Source organism: Pseudonocardia oceanicola (genome assembly GCF_047200735.1).
In the GTDB taxonomy this organism is placed as follows: domain Bacteria; phylum Actinomycetota; class Actinomycetes; order Mycobacteriales; family Pseudonocardiaceae; genus Pseudonocardia.
In genome coordinates this window covers 328,932-347,830 of sequence record NZ_JBJZON010000001.1, presented here as the reverse complement: position 1 = coordinate 347,830, position 18,899 = coordinate 328,932, and the positions used below count along the sequence as shown (strand labels likewise).

At 76.6% G+C, this 18,899-nt stretch carries 18 protein-coding genes, 1 other RNA gene and 1 pseudogene; 8 read left to right on the top strand and 12 right to left on the bottom strand.

Annotated elements, in window-relative coordinates; all coding sequences use genetic code 11:
* Positions 1-73 precede the first annotated feature (73 nt).
* Together ACL02T_RS01615 and ACL02T_RS01610 are read left to right on the top strand one after the other, a co-directional pair.
* The gene (locus ACL02T_RS01615) at positions 74-1,198 is read left to right on the top strand and encodes a glycosyltransferase family 2 protein (RefSeq protein ID WP_412828806.1); all 1,125 of its coding nucleotides are present in this window, start codon (positions 74-76) and stop codon (positions 1,196-1,198) included.
* Positions 1,199-1,301: 103 nt separating this feature from the next.
* Positions 1,302-2,897, top strand: a complete 1,596-nt coding sequence (locus tag ACL02T_RS01610) for a phytoene desaturase family protein (RefSeq protein WP_412828805.1) — start codon at positions 1,302-1,304, stop codon at positions 2,895-2,897.
* Positions 2,898-2,907: 10 nt separating this feature from the next.
* Here the strand turns inward: ACL02T_RS01610 and ACL02T_RS01605 are convergent.
* A pseudogene (locus ACL02T_RS01605) lies at positions 2,908-3,327 on the bottom strand (CDP-alcohol phosphatidyltransferase family protein); the annotation flags it as partial.
* A gap of 183 nt (positions 3,328-3,510) precedes the next feature.
* On the opposite strand from ACL02T_RS01605, the gene ACL02T_RS01600 reads away from it, so the two are divergent.
* Both ACL02T_RS01600 and ACL02T_RS01595 read left to right on the top strand, forming a co-directional pair.
* Complete coding sequence (locus ACL02T_RS01600; RefSeq protein WP_412828804.1) at positions 3,511-4,323, top strand: YhjD/YihY/BrkB family envelope integrity protein; 813 nt, start codon at positions 3,511-3,513, stop codon at positions 4,321-4,323.
* A 70-nt stretch (positions 4,324-4,393) separates the two neighbouring features.
* On the top strand, positions 4,394-5,344 hold the full coding sequence (locus ACL02T_RS01595; RefSeq protein ID WP_412828803.1) for a sigma-70 family RNA polymerase sigma factor: 951 nt from the start codon (positions 4,394-4,396) through the stop codon (positions 5,342-5,344).
* 18 nt (positions 5,345-5,362) lie between these two features.
* Here the strand turns inward: ACL02T_RS01595 and ACL02T_RS01590 are convergent, their stop codons facing one another.
* From ACL02T_RS01590 to ACL02T_RS01565, 6 genes are all read right to left on the bottom strand, one after another.
* Positions 5,363-5,860, bottom strand: a complete 498-nt coding sequence (locus tag ACL02T_RS01590) for a MerR family transcriptional regulator (RefSeq protein ID WP_412828802.1) — start codon at positions 5,858-5,860, stop codon at positions 5,363-5,365.
* A gap of 154 nt (positions 5,861-6,014) precedes the next feature.
* Positions 6,015-7,412 carry an NAD(P)/FAD-dependent oxidoreductase gene (locus tag ACL02T_RS01585; RefSeq protein WP_412828801.1) on the bottom strand — a complete coding sequence of 466 codons (1,398 nt, stop codon included), beginning with the start codon at positions 7,410-7,412 and terminating at the stop codon, positions 6,015-6,017.
* Between the two features lie 295 nt (positions 7,413-7,707).
* Positions 7,708-8,037, bottom strand: a complete 330-nt coding sequence (locus ACL02T_RS01580) for a hypothetical protein (protein WP_412828800.1) — start codon at positions 8,035-8,037, stop codon at positions 7,708-7,710.
* A gap of 42 nt (positions 8,038-8,079) precedes the next feature.
* Positions 8,080-9,417 (bottom strand): alpha/beta hydrolase family protein, encoded by a 1,338-nt coding sequence (locus ACL02T_RS01575; RefSeq protein ID WP_412828799.1) that lies wholly within the window; start codon positions 9,415-9,417, stop codon positions 8,080-8,082.
* A gap of 115 nt (positions 9,418-9,532) precedes the next feature.
* Positions 9,533-9,926, bottom strand: an RNA gene (rnpB, locus tag ACL02T_RS01570) — RNase P RNA component class A.
* A gap of 99 nt (positions 9,927-10,025) precedes the next feature.
* Positions 10,026-11,168 (bottom strand): hypothetical protein, encoded by a 1,143-nt coding sequence (locus ACL02T_RS01565; protein ID WP_412828798.1) that lies wholly within the window; start codon positions 11,166-11,168, stop codon positions 10,026-10,028.
* A 224-nt stretch (positions 11,169-11,392) separates the two neighbouring features.
* Between ACL02T_RS01565 and ACL02T_RS01560 the strand changes: the two genes are divergently transcribed.
* Together ACL02T_RS01560 and ACL02T_RS01555 are read left to right on the top strand one after the other, a co-directional pair.
* A complete protein-coding gene (locus ACL02T_RS01560; RefSeq protein WP_412828797.1) occupies positions 11,393-12,154 on the top strand; it encodes a sulfite exporter TauE/SafE family protein in 762 nt (253 codons plus the stop codon).
* Positions 12,154-12,558 (top strand): hypothetical protein, encoded by a 405-nt coding sequence (locus ACL02T_RS01555; protein WP_412828796.1) that lies wholly within the window; start codon positions 12,154-12,156, stop codon positions 12,556-12,558. The genes ACL02T_RS01560 and ACL02T_RS01555 overlap by 1 nt, the downstream gene beginning before the upstream one ends.
* Before the next feature lie 178 nt (positions 12,559-12,736).
* On the opposite strand, the gene ACL02T_RS01550 is transcribed toward ACL02T_RS01555, so the two are convergent.
* Genes ACL02T_RS01550 through cobC form a run of 4 tightly spaced genes read right to left on the bottom strand, consistent with a single transcriptional unit; the run spans position 12,737 to position 16,509 of the window.
* Entirely contained in the window at positions 12,737-13,480 is a 744-nt protein-coding gene (locus ACL02T_RS01550) for a histidine phosphatase family protein (RefSeq protein ID WP_412828795.1), read from the bottom strand.
* Positions 13,477-14,214, bottom strand: a complete 738-nt coding sequence (locus tag ACL02T_RS01545) for a zinc ribbon domain-containing protein (protein WP_412828794.1) — start codon at positions 14,212-14,214, stop codon at positions 13,477-13,479. The genes ACL02T_RS01550 and ACL02T_RS01545 overlap by 4 nt, the downstream gene beginning before the upstream one ends.
* Before the next feature lie 25 nt (positions 14,215-14,239).
* Entirely contained in the window at positions 14,240-15,370 is a 1,131-nt protein-coding gene (locus ACL02T_RS01540; protein ID WP_412829316.1) for a Nif3-like dinuclear metal center hexameric protein, read from the bottom strand.
* A gap of 20 nt (positions 15,371-15,390) precedes the next feature.
* Positions 15,391-16,509: an Rv2231c family histidinol phosphate aminotransferase CobC gene (gene cobC, locus ACL02T_RS01535; RefSeq protein WP_412828793.1), complete on the bottom strand. Its 1,119-nt coding sequence runs from the start codon at positions 16,507-16,509 to the stop codon at positions 15,391-15,393.
* A gap of 69 nt (positions 16,510-16,578) precedes the next feature.
* Here cobC and ACL02T_RS01530 point away from each other — a divergent pair, with 69 nt between their 5' ends.
* Positions 16,579-16,992, top strand: coding sequence for a low molecular weight protein-tyrosine-phosphatase (locus ACL02T_RS01530; protein WP_412829315.1), 414 nt, complete (start codon positions 16,579-16,581; stop codon positions 16,990-16,992).
* A gap of 5 nt (positions 16,993-16,997) precedes the next feature.
* A complete protein-coding gene (locus tag ACL02T_RS01525; RefSeq protein WP_412828792.1) occupies positions 16,998-17,801 on the top strand; it encodes a fructosamine kinase family protein in 804 nt (267 codons plus the stop codon).
* 150 nt (positions 17,802-17,951) lie between these two features.
* Here the strand turns inward: ACL02T_RS01525 and ACL02T_RS01520 are convergent, their stop codons facing one another.
* Entirely contained in the window at positions 17,952-18,890 is a 939-nt protein-coding gene (locus ACL02T_RS01520; protein ID WP_412828791.1) for a GNAT family N-acetyltransferase, read from the bottom strand.
* Between the last annotated feature and the right edge of the window lie 9 nt (positions 18,891-18,899).

The following is an 18,899-nucleotide window of genomic DNA, read 5'->3' as shown; positions in this document are numbered from 1 at the left end:
GAACGGCCCACCGGATCCGACCGGCGAGGCGGGTCGAGGTGCGGACCGGACCCGTGGCTCCTAGGGTTCCGCCGTGACCGCCGCGCGCCTCCCCGGACCGCTCCGGGCCGCGGTCACGGCCGGGTCGGCACTGGCGACCCTCGGGACACTGCACCAGCTGCGCAACCAGCGCCTCCTCCGCACCCCGCCCGCCGCTCCCCCGCCGGTCACCGTGCCCGTCTCGCTCCTGGTGCCGGCCCGCGACGAGGCCCACCGCATCGGCCCCACGATCCGCTCGCTGCTCGACCAGACCGGGCTGGCCGAAGCCGAGATCCTCGTGCTCGACGACGGCTCCACGGACGGTACCGCCGAGGTCGTCCGGGCGACGGCGGCCGGGGCCCCCCGGTTCCGGGTGCTGACCGGGAGCTCGCCCCCGGCCGGCCGGCTGGGCAAGCCGCACGCCTGCGCGCAGCTCGCCGCGGCCGCACGCGGCGAGGTCCTGGTGTTCGTCGACGCCGACGTCGTCCTGGCACCGCACGCGGTCGCCGCGGGGGTCGCCGTGCTCCGCGGGCCCGCCCCGCTCGACCTGCTGTGCCCCTGGCCGCGGCAGGTCGCCACGGGCGTCGCCGGCCGGCTCGTCCAGCCGCTGCTGGCGTGGTCCTGGCTGGTCACGCTCCCGCTGCGGGTCGCCGAGCGCTCCGGGCGGCCCTCGATGGTGGCCGCCAACGGGCAGTTCCTCCTGGTCGAGGCCGCGGCCCTCGACCGGGCGGGCGGCTGGGAGGCCGTGGCCGGCGAGGTGCTCGACGACATCGCGCTGGCCCGGGCGGTCCGGCGATCCGGCGGCCGCACCGGGGTCGCCGACGGGTCCGCCCTCGCCACGTGCCGGATGTACGACGACGGCCGGCAGCTCGCGGCCGGGTACCGCAAGTCGCTGTGGGCGGCCTTCGGCTCCGCCCCGGGTGCGGTCGCGGTGGCGGCGCTGCTCGCGCTCGGCTACGTCCTGCCCGCGGTCGCCGCGTTGCGCGGCTCGCGGGCCGGCGCGCTCGGCTACGCCGCGGGCGTGGTGAGCCGGGTGCTCGCCGCGCGCCGGACCGGGGCCCGCACCTGGCCCGACGCCGCCGCCCACCCGCTCTCGGTCGCCGCGCTGCTCGGGCTGCTCGCCTCGTCGTGGGCGGGGCGCCGGGCGGGCACCCTGAGCTGGAAGGGCCGGCGCCTGTGAGATCGGGGACCGTGAGGGGAGCCCACAGCGCGACTCACGGGAACCCACAGCGCGACTCGCGGAAGCCGGGAACCGTGAGGACGGGGATTGTGAGGTCGCGACGGTGAGCCGGGTCGTGGTGATCGGGGCCGGCGTCGGCGGGCTGGCGGCGGCGGCGCGGCTGGCCGCGCTGGGCCACGAGGTGGCGGTGCACGAGCGCGCCGGCACCCACGGCGGCAAGCTCGGCCTCGCCGAGGTCGGCGGGTTCACCTTCGACACCGGGCCCTCGCTGCTCACCCTGCCCGGGGTGCTGGAGGAGACGTTCGCGGCCACCGGGGGTCCGTCGGGGCTGGCCGTGGAGCCGGTGGACCCGGTGTGCGCCTACACCTTCGCCGACGGCACCCGGCTGGACATGCCCCACGATCCCGCCGCCGTCCCGGCCGCCCTCGACGCCGCGCTCGGCCCCGGCACGGGCGCCGCCTGGGAGGCGTTGTACGCCCGTTCGGGCCGGCTGTGGGACCTCGTCGGCGACGCCGTGCTGCGCCGCCCGCTCGACCTGCGCGCGCTGCTGCGGATGTCCGCACGGCTGCGTGACCTGCGGGTGGTCGCCCCCTGGCGGACCATCGACGGGCTGGGCCGCGAACTGCTCCCCGACCCGCGACTGCGGACCTGGTTCGCCCGCTACGCCACCTACTCCGGCTCCGACTTCCGCCGGACCCCGGCCGTGCTGTCCGTGACGCCGTACGTCGAGCAGCGGTTCGGCGGCTGGTACGTCCGCGGCGGGCTGCGCCGCATCGCCGACGCGCTCCTCGACCGCTGCCGGGCCCTCGGCGTGACCGTCCATCTCGGGTCCGAGGTGGAGGCGGTCACCCTCGCCGACGGGGCGGTGCACGGGGTGCGGGTCGGCGGCCGGGAGGCGCCGGCGGACGTCGTCGTGTGCAACGCCGACGCGTCCGTCCTCTACGAACGGCTGCTCCCGGAGAGCTGCTCGCGCCGGGTCCGGCGCACCCGGCGCGCCCTGCGCCGGGCGCCCCGCTCGCTCGCCGGGTTCGTCCTCCTGCTCGGCCTCGAGAAACCGCCGGGCCGCGAGCCCGGCGCCGCGCACCGCGTCTGGTTCCCCGGCGACTACGCCGCCGAGTTCGACGCGATCTTCGGCCGGCGGCCCCGGCCCGTACCCGACCCGACGATCTACGTGCACGCCCCGGACGACCCCGCACTCCGGCCCGACGACGCGAGCGAGGGATGGTTCGTGCTGGTCAACGCCCCTGTGCACGATCCCGGCCGGGGCGTGGACTGGGACGGGGCGGGGCTGCGGGAGCGCTACGCCGACCACGTCCTCGCCACGCTGGCGGCGCGGGGCACGGATGTCCGGGACCGGGTCCGCGTGCGGGAGATCCTCACCCCGGCCGACCTGGAGCGGTGCGCCGGCGCCCCGGGCGGGGCGATCTACGGCACCGCCTCGCACGGGCCGCGCGCCGCGTTGCGCCGCCCGGCCAACCGGTCGCCGGTCCCCGGGCTCCACCTGGTCGGCGGCTCGGCGCACCCGGGCGGCGGGCTCCCGCTCGTGCTGCTCTCGGCGGAGATCACGGCGGGGTCGATCGGCCCGGCGGGAACTCCCCCGGCGTCGAGCGCAGGATCCCCGCCCCGAGCTGCAGCAGCCCCACCACGCCCACGACCGTCCACCCGACCACGAGCACCGTGGCCCAGTCCCACCCGGTGAGCGGCGTGCCCGCGGGCAGCGCTCCCGCGCCCAGCGCGGCCACCGCCACCACGATCACCCGGGTCGGCCGCTCCGCGACCGTCACCGCCCCGGCCCCCGGCATGCCGACCGACTGGGCCCGCGCCCGGACGTACTCGTGCAGCAGCACCAGCGCACCCGCCGCCACCGCCCACCACGGCGGAGCGCCCAGCGCGACCAGGACGCCGGCCAGGAGGAGATCGCCCACCCGGTCCGCGGCGGCATCGACCACCGCGCCGAGCGGCCGGGCCCGGCCGGTGCGCAGGGCCACGGCGCCGTCGAGCCCGTCGAGGATCCCGGCCACCACCACGAGGGCGCCGGCGAGCAGCGGCCACCGCCCGCCCGCCGCGGCCGCGGGCCACGCCCCGGCCACCGCCAGCACTCCCGCCAGCGACAGCAGGTCCGGCGGCACCCGGGCGACCGGGCCCGCGGCGGGCCCCTGCACCAGCCGCACCCACCCGCGCACGAGCGCCGACGGCTGCACGCCGGGGTGCAGGGCCGACCAGCCCGCGACCCCGCCCACCTCCCACCCGTCGGGTCTCACGGCGCCAGCGTCGCACCACCGCGGCGGCGGCGCCCGCCGTGGGGGCGTGCGATGAGCGCGCACCCGACACCACGGACCCTCCTGCGGGAGACGGCGCGCTCCTTCCCGGGCAGCGACGTCGCCCTCTGGGCCGCCGGCGCCACCTTCTTCGGCCTGCTCGGGCTGGTCCCGCTCGCCCTGGTGTCGCTCCGGGTCGCGGGCGAGCTGGTCGGGTCCGAGGCGCTGACGGCCGGGATGGACACCGCCGTCGCGGGGCTGCCCGCGGGCCACGGCACGCCCGAGGCGCTGCGCACGCTCACCGCCACCGCGCTCGCCATGTCCTGGTGGCAGACCCTGGTCGTGCTGTTCCCCGCGAGCCTCTACGGCGAGGGGCTGCGCCGCGCCTTCCTGCAGCTCTCCCCCGCCCGGGACCGGTTCACGGGCTGGCGCGGGCGGCTCGGGCTGCTGGCCCTGGCCGTCGTCGCCCCGGTGCTGGTGCTCGCCGTGCTCGCGGCGGCGCCGTTCGTCGCGCCGCTCTACGTCCGCGGTGGATGGTGGCTCGCGCTCGGCGTGGTCGTCGCCTTCCACGTCGTGTGGATCACGGTGTCGGTGGCGCTGGTGCTGGTGTTCCGGTTCGTCGGCCCGGGTCGCACCGGGTGGCGGGCGCTGCTGCTCGGGGGGTTCGGCACCGGGTCCGTCCTCGCCGGGTTCCTCCAGGGCTTCCTGCTGTTCCTCGCCATCCCGGTCGAATGGTCGGCGCCCTTCGGCGGGCTCCCGATCGTCGGGGCGGTCTCGGCGCTCGCCCTGTGGCTCTACCTGCTGCACGTCCTGCTGCTCACCGGGTACCGGGCCACCCTCGTCGCCGACGACGTCCTGCGCGGGTGACCCGCCGCCCTCGACTCGGGCGCCGCGCCCCGGCGAGGTCGCCGGGGCCCTCGGCGTCGACCGCGAGGTGGTGGCGGAGGTCCTGCTCGCCCAGGGCTACCAGAACGCGGGATCGCTCGACGAGCGGCGCGACGCCGGCGAGCCCGACGACGCCCGGCTCGGCGACCTCGACGCCGCTCTCGACCGCGCCGAGGACCGCGCGACCCTGCGGCCGCTGCTCGCCGCCCTGCCCGAGCGCGAGCGGACCATCCTCGGCCTGCGGTTCGTCGACCAGCTGACGCAGTCGGAGATCGCGCGGCGGGCCGGGGTGTCGCAGATGCACGTCTCCCGGCTCCTCGCCCGGAGCCTGTCGGCCCTTGCGCGCCCGGGCCGCGGCGACGCACGTTTGACGAACGGTCCGCGGACCTACCCTCTCCAGGAGAAACCCGTGTACCGGGACGACAGGAAGGACACCATGACCACCACCGAGTCCCGCCAGCAGATCAACTACACCGTCCCCGGCATGAAGATCGACCAGGCCGGCGAGGTCGTCACCCTCCTGCAGGACCGCCTCCACGCCCTCAACGACCTGGCGCTGACCCTCAAGCACGTGCACTGGAACGTGATCGGACCGAACTTCATCGCGGTGCACACCATGCTCGACCCGCAGGTCGACGGCGTGCGGGGGATGGTCGACGACGTCGCGGAGCGCATCGCCACCCTCGGCGGCTCGCCGTGCGGCACGCCGGGTGCCCTGGTCGCGCAGCGCAGCTGGGACGACTACTCCATCGGACGCAGCGACGCGATCGCCCACCTCGGCGCACTCGACCTCGTCTACGCCGGGGTGATCGAGGACCATCGCGCCGCGATCGCGAAGACCGAGGAGCTCGACCCGGTCACCCAGGACATGCTGATCGCCCAGGCCGGTGAGCTCGAGCAGTACCAGTGGTTCGTCCGCGCGCACCTGGAGAACGCCGACGGCACTCTCCGCTCGGCGGACGCCGACACCGAGGTCGGCGCCGCGAAGTCCGCGACCCGCTGACCGGCGCGCCGGGTGGGGTCAGGGGTTCGTCGCCCGCTCGTCGCGCAGCCTGCTGGTGAGGTCCTCGATCTCACCGCGGGCGTCGTCGAGCTGCGCCCGGGCGCGGGCCAGCTCGTCGGCGCGTTCCTGCAGGTCCGTCCGGGCGGTGTCGAGTTCCTCGGCGGCGCGGTCACGCGCGTCGTCCGCCTCGCGGCGGGCATCCTCGGCCTCCCGCCGGGCGTCGTCGGCGCGCTCCCGGGCCCGGTCGCTGACGAGCAGCCGGTCCTCCAGGTCGGCGATGGTCTGGGCGGAGGTGAGGGTGTGGCCGTCGTCGAGCAGCTCCCGCAGCCGGCCCGCGAGAGTGAGCTGGCGCCGCGAGTACCGGCGGTGCCCGCCGTCGGTGCGGTGCGGGTGCAGCACCCCGGCGCTGTCCAGGCTGCGCAGGAACGCCGGCTGGACGCCGAGGAGCTCCGCCGCCTGCCCCATCGGGACGGCGGGGTAGTCCTCGTCGTCGAGCCTGCTGAGGTTGTTCGCCACGAGCCGCCGCATCCTCCCCTTCCGGCCGCCGGCCCGGCGCACGACGGTCACTGCACGGTGCGAAACTTGTACCAATGACTGGAGGTTTTCGCAAGTGCGCGGTAGGGTCACCGCTCGTCGCGCCACGGCGTAGCGCCGTCGGACCCGGGCCTCGTCAGGCCGCCAGCAGCTCGAGGAGACGGGCGCGGTCCGGCCCCGGCGGCACCGGCGGGACGGCGCCGGCGTGCCGCTCCACCGCGGCGCGCACCGCGGGCCGGCTGAGCACCTCCGACGGGAGCGCGGTGCACAACCTGATCTCGAGGACGCCGCGGAACGCGTCCGGGTCGACGGCGGCGGCGGCGAGCAGGGCCTGGGTGCGCGGCTCGGGCGGGGGCGGCGTCGTCCCCTCGCGGGCGGCGGTCATCTCGGCGATTCGCAGGCGGTCCGCGGCGACCTGGTCCCGGACGAACGGCGCGACGAGCGCATCGGTGCGCTCGTGGAACTCCTCGGCCAGGCGGGCCGGACGACCCAGGGCGTCGCGCACCACGCGCCGCAGCAGCTGCGCGTGCACGAGGCCGACCGACAGCCCGCGGCCCGCCGAGGGGTTGGTGCAGGCCCAGGCGTCGCCCACCGGCACGAACCCGGTCACCACCGGGCGGCCGCCGAGGACGTAGGTCCGCCGGGAGTCCAGCACGCCGGCCATGGGGCGGACACCGCCCAGCGGCGCGCCGTCGAGCCAGTGCGCCTGCCGCGGGCAGGCTCCGACCACCCGGTCGAACGTCCGCCGCTCGCGCAGGGCCCGCAGGGCGCGGTCCCCGCTGGTGCCGAACACGGTCACCGACCAGGTCCCGTTGTCGCCGCGCAGCGTCAGCAGGGTGATGCTGCCCATCGGCATGATCGCGGGGCCCCGCAGCTGCGGCTGCTCGTGACCGTGCAGGAATCGGGTGTAGTAGACGTAGCCGCGGTCCTCCGACACCTCGTGCGGCGGGCTCGCCCCCGCAGCGGTGAGCCAGGCCGCCGCCCGCGTCCGCCGCCCGGTCGCGTCGACGACCAGGTCGGCGCGCAGCGTCTCCCCCGACTCGGTGCGCACCCCGGTGACGTGCGGGACCCCGGCGAGCGCCGACGCCCCGGTCGTCACCGCCGCGACCTTCCTGCCGCGGCGCACCTCCACCCCCGGCTCACGCTCGGCGAGCTCGGCGAAGACCGCCTCGAACACCGGCCGGCGCCCGGTCACGAACAACAGCTCCGCGTCGCCGGGCCGCGGGGACCGGTCGGTCAGCGAGGGCGGGGCCGAGGCGAGGTAGTCGACCCACACGCAGCCGGCCTTCTCCAGCAGTCCGGTGACCTCCGGCAGCTCCGCGTCGCAGACCTGCCGGAACCGGGCGAAGAGGTTGTGCGGCTGGCGGAACTGGGCCACCCCCGCCCGCTTCCAGCTCCCCCACGCCTCCTCGACCGTCGCCGGCGCCCCCTCGGCGTCACCCTCCAGCACGGTCACCCGGTGCCCGTCCCGGGCCAGCATCACCGCGGCGGCGAGCCCGACCACCCCACCACCGCACACCACGATCGCTCCCACCGCTCCACCGCCTCGCTCGGGGCCCGGCACCGTCCGGGCGTCCATGCCGGAGTGGGAGCGGGTCGATCAGGCGCGTGATACCGCCGGGCGCGTGCCGGCCCGGAGGCACGGGACCGCTGCTCGGGCCGTCCGGGCAGCGCGGCGACCGGCTTTCCGGGACCCGCCGCTGCGACCGACCCGCGGTCAGCGCTCGTCGACCACCCGGCGGGCCTTGACGGTGGCCCCGGGGAGGGTGCCGGGGGCGAGGAGACGGGCGGGGACGCGGACGCCCAGCACCCGTCCGCGGGCCGGCGGCTCAGCTGCTCTCCGCCCGCCGCCGCGCGAGCGGGGCGCCGGCGAGGTCCTCCTCGTTGCACAGGAGCTTGACCTCGTAGTACGGCGCCCCCGCCCGGTCGTCGTAGTCGAGGTGGATCGCGATGACGTCGAGCGGCTCACCGAGCCACTCCTGGGCGTCGCGCAGCCACTCCGCGGAGCGGGCCAGCGCGGACGGGAGGTCGTCGTCGCGGAACACGACGGGCCGGAACGGGACGTCCTGGATCTCGTCCTGCTCCCCTCCGTGGGGCCGGGGGAGATCACCGGACAGACCGGCGTCGTCGAGCTGCAGTTCGACCAGATTGTCGCTCACCCTCCCGAGCCTAGTGCGGTGACCACGAACGTCCACCGGTCCTCACGGGCCCGGGCGGCCCCTCGCGGCGTCGCCCCCCGCACCGGGCGCCGAGCTCGGGAACAGGTCGCCGGCCAGGTAGACGTCCCAGTCCGCCGCGGTCAGCCCGTGCCCGCCGGAGCGCAGGTGGTAACTCATCGCCGGGCCGCGGAACCCCTGGTCCGTGGGCGGTCGCCAGGTCGTCGAGGGCAGGCCGGTGTCGCCCAACCCGTAGAGCTCGTACACCTGGGCCGCGGCGACGTACGCGAGGAACTCGCCCTCCGGGTCGGCGTTCCCGTCGTCCGTGGCGCTGCCCACGACGACCCGCCGCGGCGCCAGGAGCGCCAGCAGCTCGTGCTGGTCGACCGGCAGGGAGCCGACGCGGTCGTCGTAGGCCCGGTAGGTCGGCGGGAACCAGTGCGGGAACGAGGCGTTGATGCGCGCGACGGTCTCCCCGCCGACCCCACCGTCGCCGCGCCGCGCGAGCTTGGCCCCGGTCGAGCCCGAGTCGTTCGCCACCGCCGCGGCGAACCGGGTGTCCTGCGCCCCCGCCCACAGCGCCGCCTTGCCGCCCCGCGAGTGGCCGACGACCGCCACCCTCGCAGGGTCGATGTCGGGATCCGTCTGCAGGTAGTCCATCGCCCGGCCGGCCCCCCACGCCCAGGCGCTCACGGCCCGGCCCGCGTCGGCGGGCAACTCCTCGTCGGCGGGGTGGAACAGGTCGATCATCCTGCTGCGATATCTGCCGCTGTCGTCGGGTGCGATGTCCCCGGCGTCGAGGGAGGCGAACGCGTAGCCGGCCCGGGTGATCGTCTTCACCGGAGCGAAGCCCGACGACTGGTCCGGATCGCCTCCCACCTGGCCGCGATGGTCGATCATCAGGAACGTCCCGCGGGGCTTGCCCGCGAGCTTCGGGACGAACATCGTCACGTCGAAGCTCCCGGTCCCCTCCGGACCGGTGACGGTGATCGTGACGACCTTGCGCGTGACCCGGTCGAAGTCGGTCGAGGTGACGGCGAAGGTCTGCGCGGTCGGCTCGGGCAGGCTCTGCCCGTAGACGTTCTGCCGGAAGGCGGCCAGCAGCTCGGCGCGGCGTGTGTCCTCCCACTGTGCCGTGGTGGTGACGGCGGTGCCGTCGTTCAGCCGCAACGGGTTCGGGTACTCCTCGCCGTCGATCGTCACGGTCTCGTCCGCCGGAGCCCCGACCGGGGTCGCGGAGAGGGCCCGCACCTCGACCGACTCGGGCCGCAGCGCCGCGCCACCGGTCGCACACAGCGCCGCGACGACGATCGCTGACGTCAGGCGGCTGGTCACGGTGTGCAGTCGGTCGGCGCGGTTGCGCGAGCGGGTCGAGGTACGCACGGTGCGGAATCTACGCAGCGATGATCACGGCGCAACTACCCAGGGCACATGCGCATCGATCGGATGACGGATCCGTAAGTCGGAGGAGTGATGGCGACCGGCGAGGCGTGCGGGGCGGACGAGCGGGCCTGTAAGCCGGATCCTGTTCCCGGGCGCCTCGCGGCGCTCCGTTCGGCGACCATCCATCTAGGCCTGCCGTCGCCGGCAGGCTCGAGCGGCCTACCCGCAGGCTCGGACGGGCCGCCCTCGAACACCTGCGCAGCCTCCCGAGGGAGGCCTCTTGGCCTTGCTCCGGGTGGGGTTTACCGAGCCACCCCGGTCACCCGGGGTGCTGGTGGTCTCTTACACCACCGTTTCACCCTTACCGTGCGCCCGGGGGCGCACGGCGGTCTGTTTTCTGTGGCACTGTCCCGCGGGTCGCCCCGGGTTGCCGTTGACAACCACCCTGCCCTGCGGAGTCCGGACTTTCCTCGGCGGCGTGATGCCGACGCGGTCGCCCGGCCCGCTCGTCCGCGATACGGATCGTAGCGCGGGCCGCGCGGTCCGCGGCACGGGTGTCCGCGAGCGCGGAGAATCCCGACGGCGTCCCGCTGACCGGCGCGGGACTCTCAGCTCGGCGGCGCCGTGGTCGTCGTGGTCGGAAGGGGGACGGCGGTGGTCGTGGTCGTGGTCGTCGTCGGCCGGGCGGGGATGGTGGCCGGCGGAGTGGTGGCCGGCGTGATGGTGGTCGCCACCCGCTTCTTCGTCCGCTTCGGGACGGTCGGGACCGAGGTGGCCGGACCACCCTCGGTCGCGGAGGTGCCGGGAGCGCTCGGGCTCGGGACGGGCACGGTGGTGGTGCTCGGCCGCGTGGTGCCCGGGGTGGTGGCGGGTGCGGTGGTGGTCGGCGCCGTGGTGGTCGGCGCCGTGCTGGTCGGGGCCGGCTTCGCCGACGTCGTGCTCGGTGTCGCCGGCACCGTGCTCGACGGGCCGGGCACGATCGGGACGGGCGGCGCGGGCGTCGGTGCGGGCGGGCCCGTCGGCCCCGCGGGTCGAGCCTGACCGGGCTGAGCCGGGCCGGGCGCGGTGGCCTGGCCGGGAGTGGACTGACCGGGTGCGGCCTGACCGGGTGCGGCCTGACCGGGTGCGGCGACCGGGGCGGCGGGCCTGCCCTGCCAAGCCTCGTGCGTCGCCGGTCCTCCCTCGGCCGCCGCCGCAGCAGGCCCGGCCGCGCCGCCGCGGGCCGGCACGGCTCCGCGCACGTCGGGCGCCGCCTCGGCAGGCGTCCGCGCCGGGTCGTCGCCCTCGTCGTCCCCGTCCGGTGGGGCCTCGTCCCGCCCGTGTCCGGGGTCCACGCCGTCCGCGCCGGAGTCGGCACCGGGAGCGGCACGGTCGGCGACGACCCGCACCGGCGGTGCGGCCGCCGCCGGTTCCGCTCCGGCCGCGGTCGGCCCACCCTCCGGCACCGTCGCCGAGGTCGATCCGGTCACGGAGTCCGTCGCGACACCCGCCGGCGGTGCGGCCGCCAGCGGTGGGCCCCCGGTCCTCGGGGCCGGCGCCCCGACGAAGGTCCGCAGCGCGCCCTCGCCGGACGAGGTCCCCACCCAGGCCGCCACGAGCGCCCCGATCCCGACGACGGCGACCACCCCGGCCACGGCCGCCCGCACGGCGCCGGTGGCGGCGCCGGGGCGGCGCAACATGATCCAGATCGGCACGACGCACCAGGCGAGGATCATGACCGTCGCCAGCACGACACCCCATCGCTGCGACACGCGACCCACTCCCCCCACGCCGGACCCGGTACGGATGGTGCACCCGGCCCCCGCCCGGACGACACCCCTGCGCGCCGACGAGCACGAAGACCCGCCCCGCTGCGCACGTCCGTGGTGTTCGCCGCCCCTGCCGTTGCGCAATGCAACATACGGTACATCCGACATCCGCCACGGAACGGACGACGACCCGGCGCCCCGCCCGGCGGCCGTCTACTGTTCCCGCCGTGGTGGGCGCGTCGCCGGGTCAACTGGTCTTCCTCCTCGTCGCGGGGCTGGTGGCGGGCGCGGTCAACGCCATCGCCGGCGGCGGCTCGTTGCTGGTCTTCCCCGCGCTGCTGGCCGTCGGGCTGAACCCGCTCGCCGCGAACGTCACGAACTCGGTCGCGCAGTGGCCCGGCTACGGCGGCATCGTGATCGGCAACCGCCGAGAGCTGCGCGAGCAGCGCAGGCGGATCGTGCTGACCTCGATCGTGACCGCCACCGGCTCCGTGGTCGGCTGCATCCTGCTGCTCACCCTGCCGGGCTCGGTGTTCGACGCGGTGGTGCCGGTCCTGGTCATCGTGGCGAGCGTCCTCATGGCGCTCGGGCCCTACCTCAAGCGCCGGATCGGCACCCCGGACCCGCAGGCACCCGACCGCACTGCCGCCCTGCTCCCGGCGATGTTCTTCGCGGGCGCCTACGGCGGCTACTTCGGCGGGGCGCTGGGCGTGATCCTCGTGTCGCTGCTGTCGCTGCTCGCCAACGACACGCTGGTCCGGCTCAACGCGCTCAAGGGCCTGCTCTCCCTGGTCGCGGCGACGGTCACGATCGTGATCTTCTCCATCGGCGCCCCGGTGGACTGGCGGGGCGTCGCGATCCTGGCCCCCACGACGCTCGTCGGCGGCTACCTCGGCGCCCGGATCGCCCGGCGGCTGCGCGACGACGTGCTGCGCTGGTGCGTGGTGCTGCTCGGGCTCGCGGTCGGTGGGTACCTGCTCGTCACCTGATGGCGCTCGCCCTCGCGGCCGCGCTCCTCGCGGTCGTGCTGGCCGTCGCGGTCCTGCGCACACGCCGGGTCCCGGAGGCCGCGGCGGCGGTCCCCGCGGCGGTCCTCGTCGTGGCGCTCGGGCTCCTGCCCCCCGACGCGGCGGTGGCCGAGATCGGGGAGCTCGGCCCGACCGTCGGCTTCCTGGCGGCGATCCTGCTGCTCGGCCGGCTGGCCGATAGCGAGGGCGTGTCCGCCTGGCTGGGCGCCCGGCTCGCCGTGGCCGCCCGCAGCCGGGCACCGCGGCTGTTCGCGCTGGTCTTCCTCGCCGCGACGGCGGTCACGTCAACAACCTGCCCGCCACGCTCGTCCTGGTCACCGCGCTCGGCACGGCCCCGCACCCGGTGCTGGTCCTCGCGGTGCTGATCGGTGTGAACATCGGCCCGAACCTCACCTACCCGGGATCGCTCGCCACGCTCCTCCGGCGGCGGACCCTGCCGGTCGGACCGAGCCTGCGCACGTTCACGGCGGCCGGCCTGCTGGCCGTGCCCGTCGCCCTGACCGCGGCCACGGCGGCCCTCTGCGCAGCGTGGAGCCTGGTCGGTCAGGACGGGTCGCCGGGCACGTGCGAGGTGTCGTTGACCAGCCGCACGGACGCCCCGCCGTCGGGGAAGAAGTCCGCGATGCACAGCGACGCCAGGTCCAGGTGCAGCCGGTAGAGGATCGAGCTGCCGCCGGCCAGGGCCTCCTGCACGATCAGCTTGATCGGCGTGACGTGGCTGACCACGACGACCGTTCGGCCTGGGAAGTCCGCGACGATCTTGGCGCGCTCCGCGGAGACCCGGACCCCGACGTCGGCGAAGCTCTCGCCGCCGGGCGGGGCGACGTCGACGCTCCCGAGCCAGCGCGCGAAGACCTCGGGATCGCGCTCGCGGGCCTCGACGAAGGTCAGGCCCTCCCACTCGCCGAAGTCCGTCTCGATGAGCCCGTCGCGCACCTCGACCGGCAGCCCGGTGACCGCGGCGACGGCCTCGGCGGTCTGCCGCGCCCGCCGCAGCGGCGAGGTGAGGACGGCGGCGACACCGCCGAGGGCCCCGAGCCGTCCCGCCGCACCCGCGGCCTGCGCCTCGCCCCGCTCGGTCAGCGCGGGATCGCCCAGCCCGGAGTAGCGCTTCTCCACCGACAGCGGCGTCTGGCCGTGCCGGAGCAGCAGCATCCGGGTCGGGGCGCCCTTCTGCCCGGTCCAGGCCGCCGACCCCGACGGCGTGCCGGTGGGGGTGGTGGCCCCCGTCGACGTGCTGCCCGAGGACGTGCTGCCCGAGGACGTGCTGCCCGAGGACGTGCTCACAGCCCGGACTCCCCGGTCCGCACGAGGATCGCGCCGCACTCCTCGCAGTGGACGACGTCGTCGGCCGCAGCGGCCCTGACCCGGCCGAGGAAGGTGCGGTCCAGCTCGAGCCGGCAGGCCCCGCAGCGGCGCTCGCGCAGCAGCCCGGCCCCGGTGCGGCCCTGCCGGCGGTGCCCCTCGTAGTCGTCGAGCAGGTCCGGGGGCAGGTCGGGCACGATCGCGTCCCGGTCCCGGCGGCGGCCCGCCTCGGCGGCGTCGATGTCGGCGAGCGCGGTGTCGCGCCGGGCGGCCACCGCCTGCAGGTGCTCCTCGGCCTCGGCGAGCACCCGGCGGGCGTGGTCGAGGTTGCCGCCCAACGCCTCGCGCCGCTCCATGACCTCCAGCTGCTCGTCCTCGAGGACGCCCTGCCGGCGGGCGAGGGTATCGAGCTCGTGCTGCAGGTCCGCCGCCTGCCGGGCGGTCACGCCCGAACCGGCGAGCACCGTCCGGTCCTTCTCCGTGCGCGCCCGCACGCCCTCGACGTCGCGCTCGAGCCGGCGGATGTCGCGGTCCAGGTCGCCGGCGGCGGTCTCGGCCTCGACCACCGCGTCCTTGCTCGTCCGCACCCGCGCCTCGGCCTCGGTCAGCTCCGCGTGCTCGGGCAGCGCCCGGCGGCGGTGTGCGAGCCGGGTCAGCTCGGCGTCGACCTCGGCCAGGTCCAGCAGCCGCCGCTGCGCGGCGGGATCGGCCTTCACGCCCCTCGTCCTCCTTCTCGGGTCCTCACGCGCCGAGGGTCCAGGGATCGGTCCGGAGCCGGGACACGCGGGTCTCGACGCTACCCCCCAGCGCCTTCTCGACGACGGCGGCCGCCTGCGCGCACCACGGCCACTCCGACGCCCAGTGGGCGACGTCGACCAGCGCGGGCGTCGGACGGCCGGGCAGCGACCCCGCCAGCAGGTGCTCCGACGCGGGGTGGTGGCGCAGGTCGGCGGTCACGTAGGCGTCGACCCCGGCCGCGACCGCGGCGGACAGCGCCGAGTCGCCCGCGCCGCCGCAGACCGCCACCCGGTGCACCGGCCTATCGGGGTCGCCCGCCGCGCGCACCCCCCACGCGGTGCGCGGGAGCCCCGCGGCCACCCGCTCGGCGAAGGCGGACAACGGCTCCGGTCCCGGCAGCTCACCCACCCGGCCGAGCCCGCGTGCCGACGGCAGCGCGGCCATCTCGAACACGTCGAAGGCGGGCTCCTCGTACGGGTGGGCCGCGCGCAGGGCCTCGACCACCGCGCGCCGGCGCTGCCGCGGCAGGACCATCTCCAACCGGGTCTCGGCCACCCGCTCCAGCTTCCCGACCTCGCCGATCGCCGGGCGGGCGCCGGCGTGCGGCAGGAACTGGCCGGTGCCGGCCGTGGCGAACGAGCAGTGGCTGTAGTCGCCGATCTCGCCCGCGCCCGCCGCGGAGAGCGCCTCGTGCACGGCCCGCAGCGACGGCCCGGTCGGCACGAACGCGACGATCTTGTCCAGCGGCTCGTCCGGCAGGGGCTGCAGCGGCGCCGTCACGCGCAGGTCCAGCGCCTCGGCCAGCGCGTCGGACACCCCGGGGTCGGCCGAGTCGGCGTTGGTGTGCGCGGTGAAGAGTCCGACACCGCCGCGGATCAGCCGGTGCAACAGTGCGCCCTTGGGCGTGTCGGCGCCGACCCCGTGCACCCCGCGCAGCAGCAGCGGGTGGTGGGTGACCAGCAGCTGGGCGTCCGTCTCCAGCGCCTCGTCGACGGTCTCGGCCACGGCGTCGACGGCGAACAGCACGCGCCGCACCGGGTCGGCCGGGTCCCCGCAGACCAGGCCGACGGCGTCCCAGTCCTGGGCCAGGCCGGGCGGGTAGGCGGCCTCGAGGGCCGCGGTGACATCGGCCAGCGATGCCGGCGGGTGCGCGCTCACGCCGCTACACCTACCAGGGCCGCGGCCAGTGCCTCGACCAGGAGCGCCGCACGCCCGGGCGCCCGCACCGCGACCCGCAGGTGGTCGGGCCCCAGACCGGGGAAGGTGTCGCCCCGGCGCACCGCGATCCCGTTGTGCCGCAGCTGCTCCCGCACCTCGGCACCACGTCCGGCGGGCAGCCGGAGGAGCAGGTAGGGCGCCACGCCGGGGAGCACCTCGACGCCCGGGACCTCGGCGAGGGCGGCCGCCTGCACGCGGCGGTGCTCCGCCAGCTCCCCGGCCGCCCGCTGCGCCTCGGCGAGGGCGGCGGGCTCCGAACAGGCGATCACCGCCTCCAGCCCCAGGGTGCCGACGGGCCAGTGCGGCCGCGGGGCGGCGAGCCGGGCGAGCAGCGCGGGGTCGCCGAGGGCGTACCCGGCACGCAGGCCCGCGAGCGCCCAGGTCTTGGTGAGCGACCGCATCACCAGCAGCCCGGGCAACCGCTCCCCCGCCAGCGACTCCGGCTCCCCGGGCACGGCGTCGGCGAAGGCCTCGTCGACGACCAGCACCCGGCCGGGCCGGGCCAGGGCGCGCACGTCGGCCGCCGGGTGCAGCACACCGGTGGGGTTCGTCGGGTTCCCGACGACGACCAGGTCCGCGTCCTCCGGCACCGCGGCCGGGTCGAGCCGGTGCCCGTCGGCCTCCGCGGTGAGCACGTGCCCGACCGGCAGGCCCGCGCCGTGCAGGGCGGCCTCCGGCTCGGTGAACCCGGGGTGCACGACGACCGGCCGACGCGGCCGCAGCGCCGGGAGCAGCGCGAAACCCTCCGCGCTGCCGGCCAGCACCAGCACCTCCTCGGGTTCCCGGCCGTGCCGGCGCGCGACGGCCGCGCGGGCGCGGCGGTCGTGCTCGGCCGACGGGTACCGGGCCAGGTCGTCGAGCGCGGCCGCGAGCCGGGCGCGCAGCCAGGCAGGCGGGGCCTCCCCCTGCACGTTGACGGCGAAGTCGACCAGCCCCGGAGTCGCCTCCGCGTCGCCGTGATGACGCAGGGTGGCCGGTACGGGACCCCCGGCGACCGCGCCCCGACCGGACACAGTGGTCTTGCTCTCCTCCGGCGGCTCCGCGACATCCTCCATGTCCGGGCACCCTACGGTGACGGGGTGCATGTCAGTTTCGTCTGTACCGGCAACATCTGCCGCTCCCCGATGGCGGAGAAGGTGTTCCGCGCCGCCCTCGACGAGGCCGGCCTCGCCACCGCCGTCGCGGTGACCAGTGCCGGGACGGGCGGGTGGCACGTCGGCGAGCCCATGGACCCCCGGGCCGCCGAGGTCCTCGAGCGGCACGGCTACGACACCGCCCACACCGCCCGCCAGATCGACTCGCACGTGCTGTCCGCCGACGTCCTCGTCGCGCTCGACCACGGGCACCGCCGCGCCCTGCGCGACTCCGTCCCCGAGCCGGACCGGGTGGTGCTGCTGCGGTCCTTCGATCCCGACGCCTCGGACGACGCGGAGGTCCCCGACCCCTACTACGGCGGTCCCGACGGCTTCGACGAGGTCCTGCGCATGATCGAGGCCACGGTCCCGGGCCTGCTGGAGCGGGTCCGCAAGGAGATCTGAGCAGCGTGTCCGACGCGCTCGCCGCACTCGGGCTGGACCCGGCGCTCCTGCCGGACGGGGTCCGGCGGGTGAGCCTGCCCGACGGGCGGGCCGCCGTCGTCAAGCGGGATCCGTCGGTCCCCGCCGAGGCGGCGGGCCTGCGCTGGCTCGCGGTCCCGGGCGGGCCGCGGGTGCCCGAGGTGTACGCCGCCGACGCGGAGTGGCTGGTCAGCCAGGAGGTGCCGGCCGGCGGCGCCACCGCGGCCGCGGCCGAGGAGTTCGGGCGACGGCTCGCCGCGCTGCACGCGGCCGGGGCGCCGGCCTTCGGTGCTCCCCCGCCCGGCGGCCCCACCGACGCCTGGATCGGCGCCACCGCGATGCGCAACGAGCCGGGCGACTCGTGGCCGGAGTGGTACGCCGAGCACCGGGTCCTCGCCTACGTGCGACGGGCGGACCTGCCGGACGCCGCGGTGTTCGACGAGGTCTGCGCGCGGCTGCCGGAGCTGGCCGGCCCGGCCGAGCCGCCGGCGCGGCTGCACGGGGACCTGTGGTCGGGCAACGTCCTGTGGTCGGCCGACGGTGCGTGGCTCATCGACCCGGCCGCACACGGCGGGCACCGCGAGACCGACCTGGCGATGCTGGCGCTGTTCGGCCTCCCGCACCTCGAGCGGGTGCTGGCCGCCTACGACGAGGCCGCGCCCCTCGCCGCGGGCTGGCGCGCGCGGGTCCCGCTGCACCAGCTGTTCCCGCTGCTCGTGCACACGGTGCTGTTCGGGGGCGGCTACGCGAGCCAGGCGGTGGCCGCCGCCCACGCCGCCCTCCGCGCCTGACCCTGCGAGGGGAACGAGGACGCGCGCACCCGGCCCGGGAACTCGCGTTATGGAACCATACTGCGCTCACCCGGCTCGGGAACTCGCGTTATGGAACCATACTGCGCTCACCCGGCTCGGGAACTCGTGAGGAGGTTGCCTCCCGCGTCGTCAGCGCCAGTCGTCGAGGACGTACGAGTGCTCGTGGTCGTACCCGGGCTCGTTGGGCGCGTGCATCGTGACGCCCGGGACGTCCGTGGCGAACCCCCGCGCGACGAGGTGCCGGTAGGCCCGGTGCCGGGCCGTGTTGACCCCGACGACCAGCCGCTGCGCCCCGACGGTCGCGGCGTGGGCCAGGCAGGCGTCGACGAGCGCGGCGAAGTCGGCGCCCGAGCCGGGCCGTACCAGGCCCACCTTCACGTACGCGACGCCCGAGCCCGCCTCGGAACCGGCCCCGTCGTGGACCACCGCCAGCCCGGCGGGCGCCGCGGCGGGCCCGACCAGCACGACCTCGCCGATCTTCTGGTCCAGCACGCTCGCGATCTCACCACCGACGTCGAGCCCCGGGAACACCGCCGAGGCGAGCCCGGCCGCCGCCGCCGTCAGCACCTCCCGGTCGAGCGCCGACCCGAGCTCCGGGACCGCCGACGACGACGCCGCGGGCACCGGCCGGGACATCAGGGCGGTGAGGAACCGGGGCCAGTACCCGAAGCGCTCGTAGAGGCGGTGGTGGCGGGGGCTGTGTGCGAAGGTGAACAGGCCGCGGTGCGCCACGCCCCACTCCCGCAGGACACCGTCCGCCGCGGCGAAGAGCTGTGACCCGACACCGCGGTCCCAGAGCTCGGGCTCCACCGACAACGGCCCGACGAACCCGACGCTCCCCCACCGCGTGGCGAAGACGGACCCGACCTGCCCGGTCGCGGTGAAGGCACCCAGGGCGGCCGTGTTGGCGGCGGCCCACCGGGTGCGGACCAGCTCGGCGTCGCGCTGCTCGTCGCCGCCGACGAGGGCGGCGAAGGCCCGGCGCTGGATCCGGTCGGCGGCCTCGAGGTCCCGCTCGCGCAGCGGCCGGATCTCCACCTCCGTCCGGGGTGTCGTGCGTGGACGCATGCGCGAACG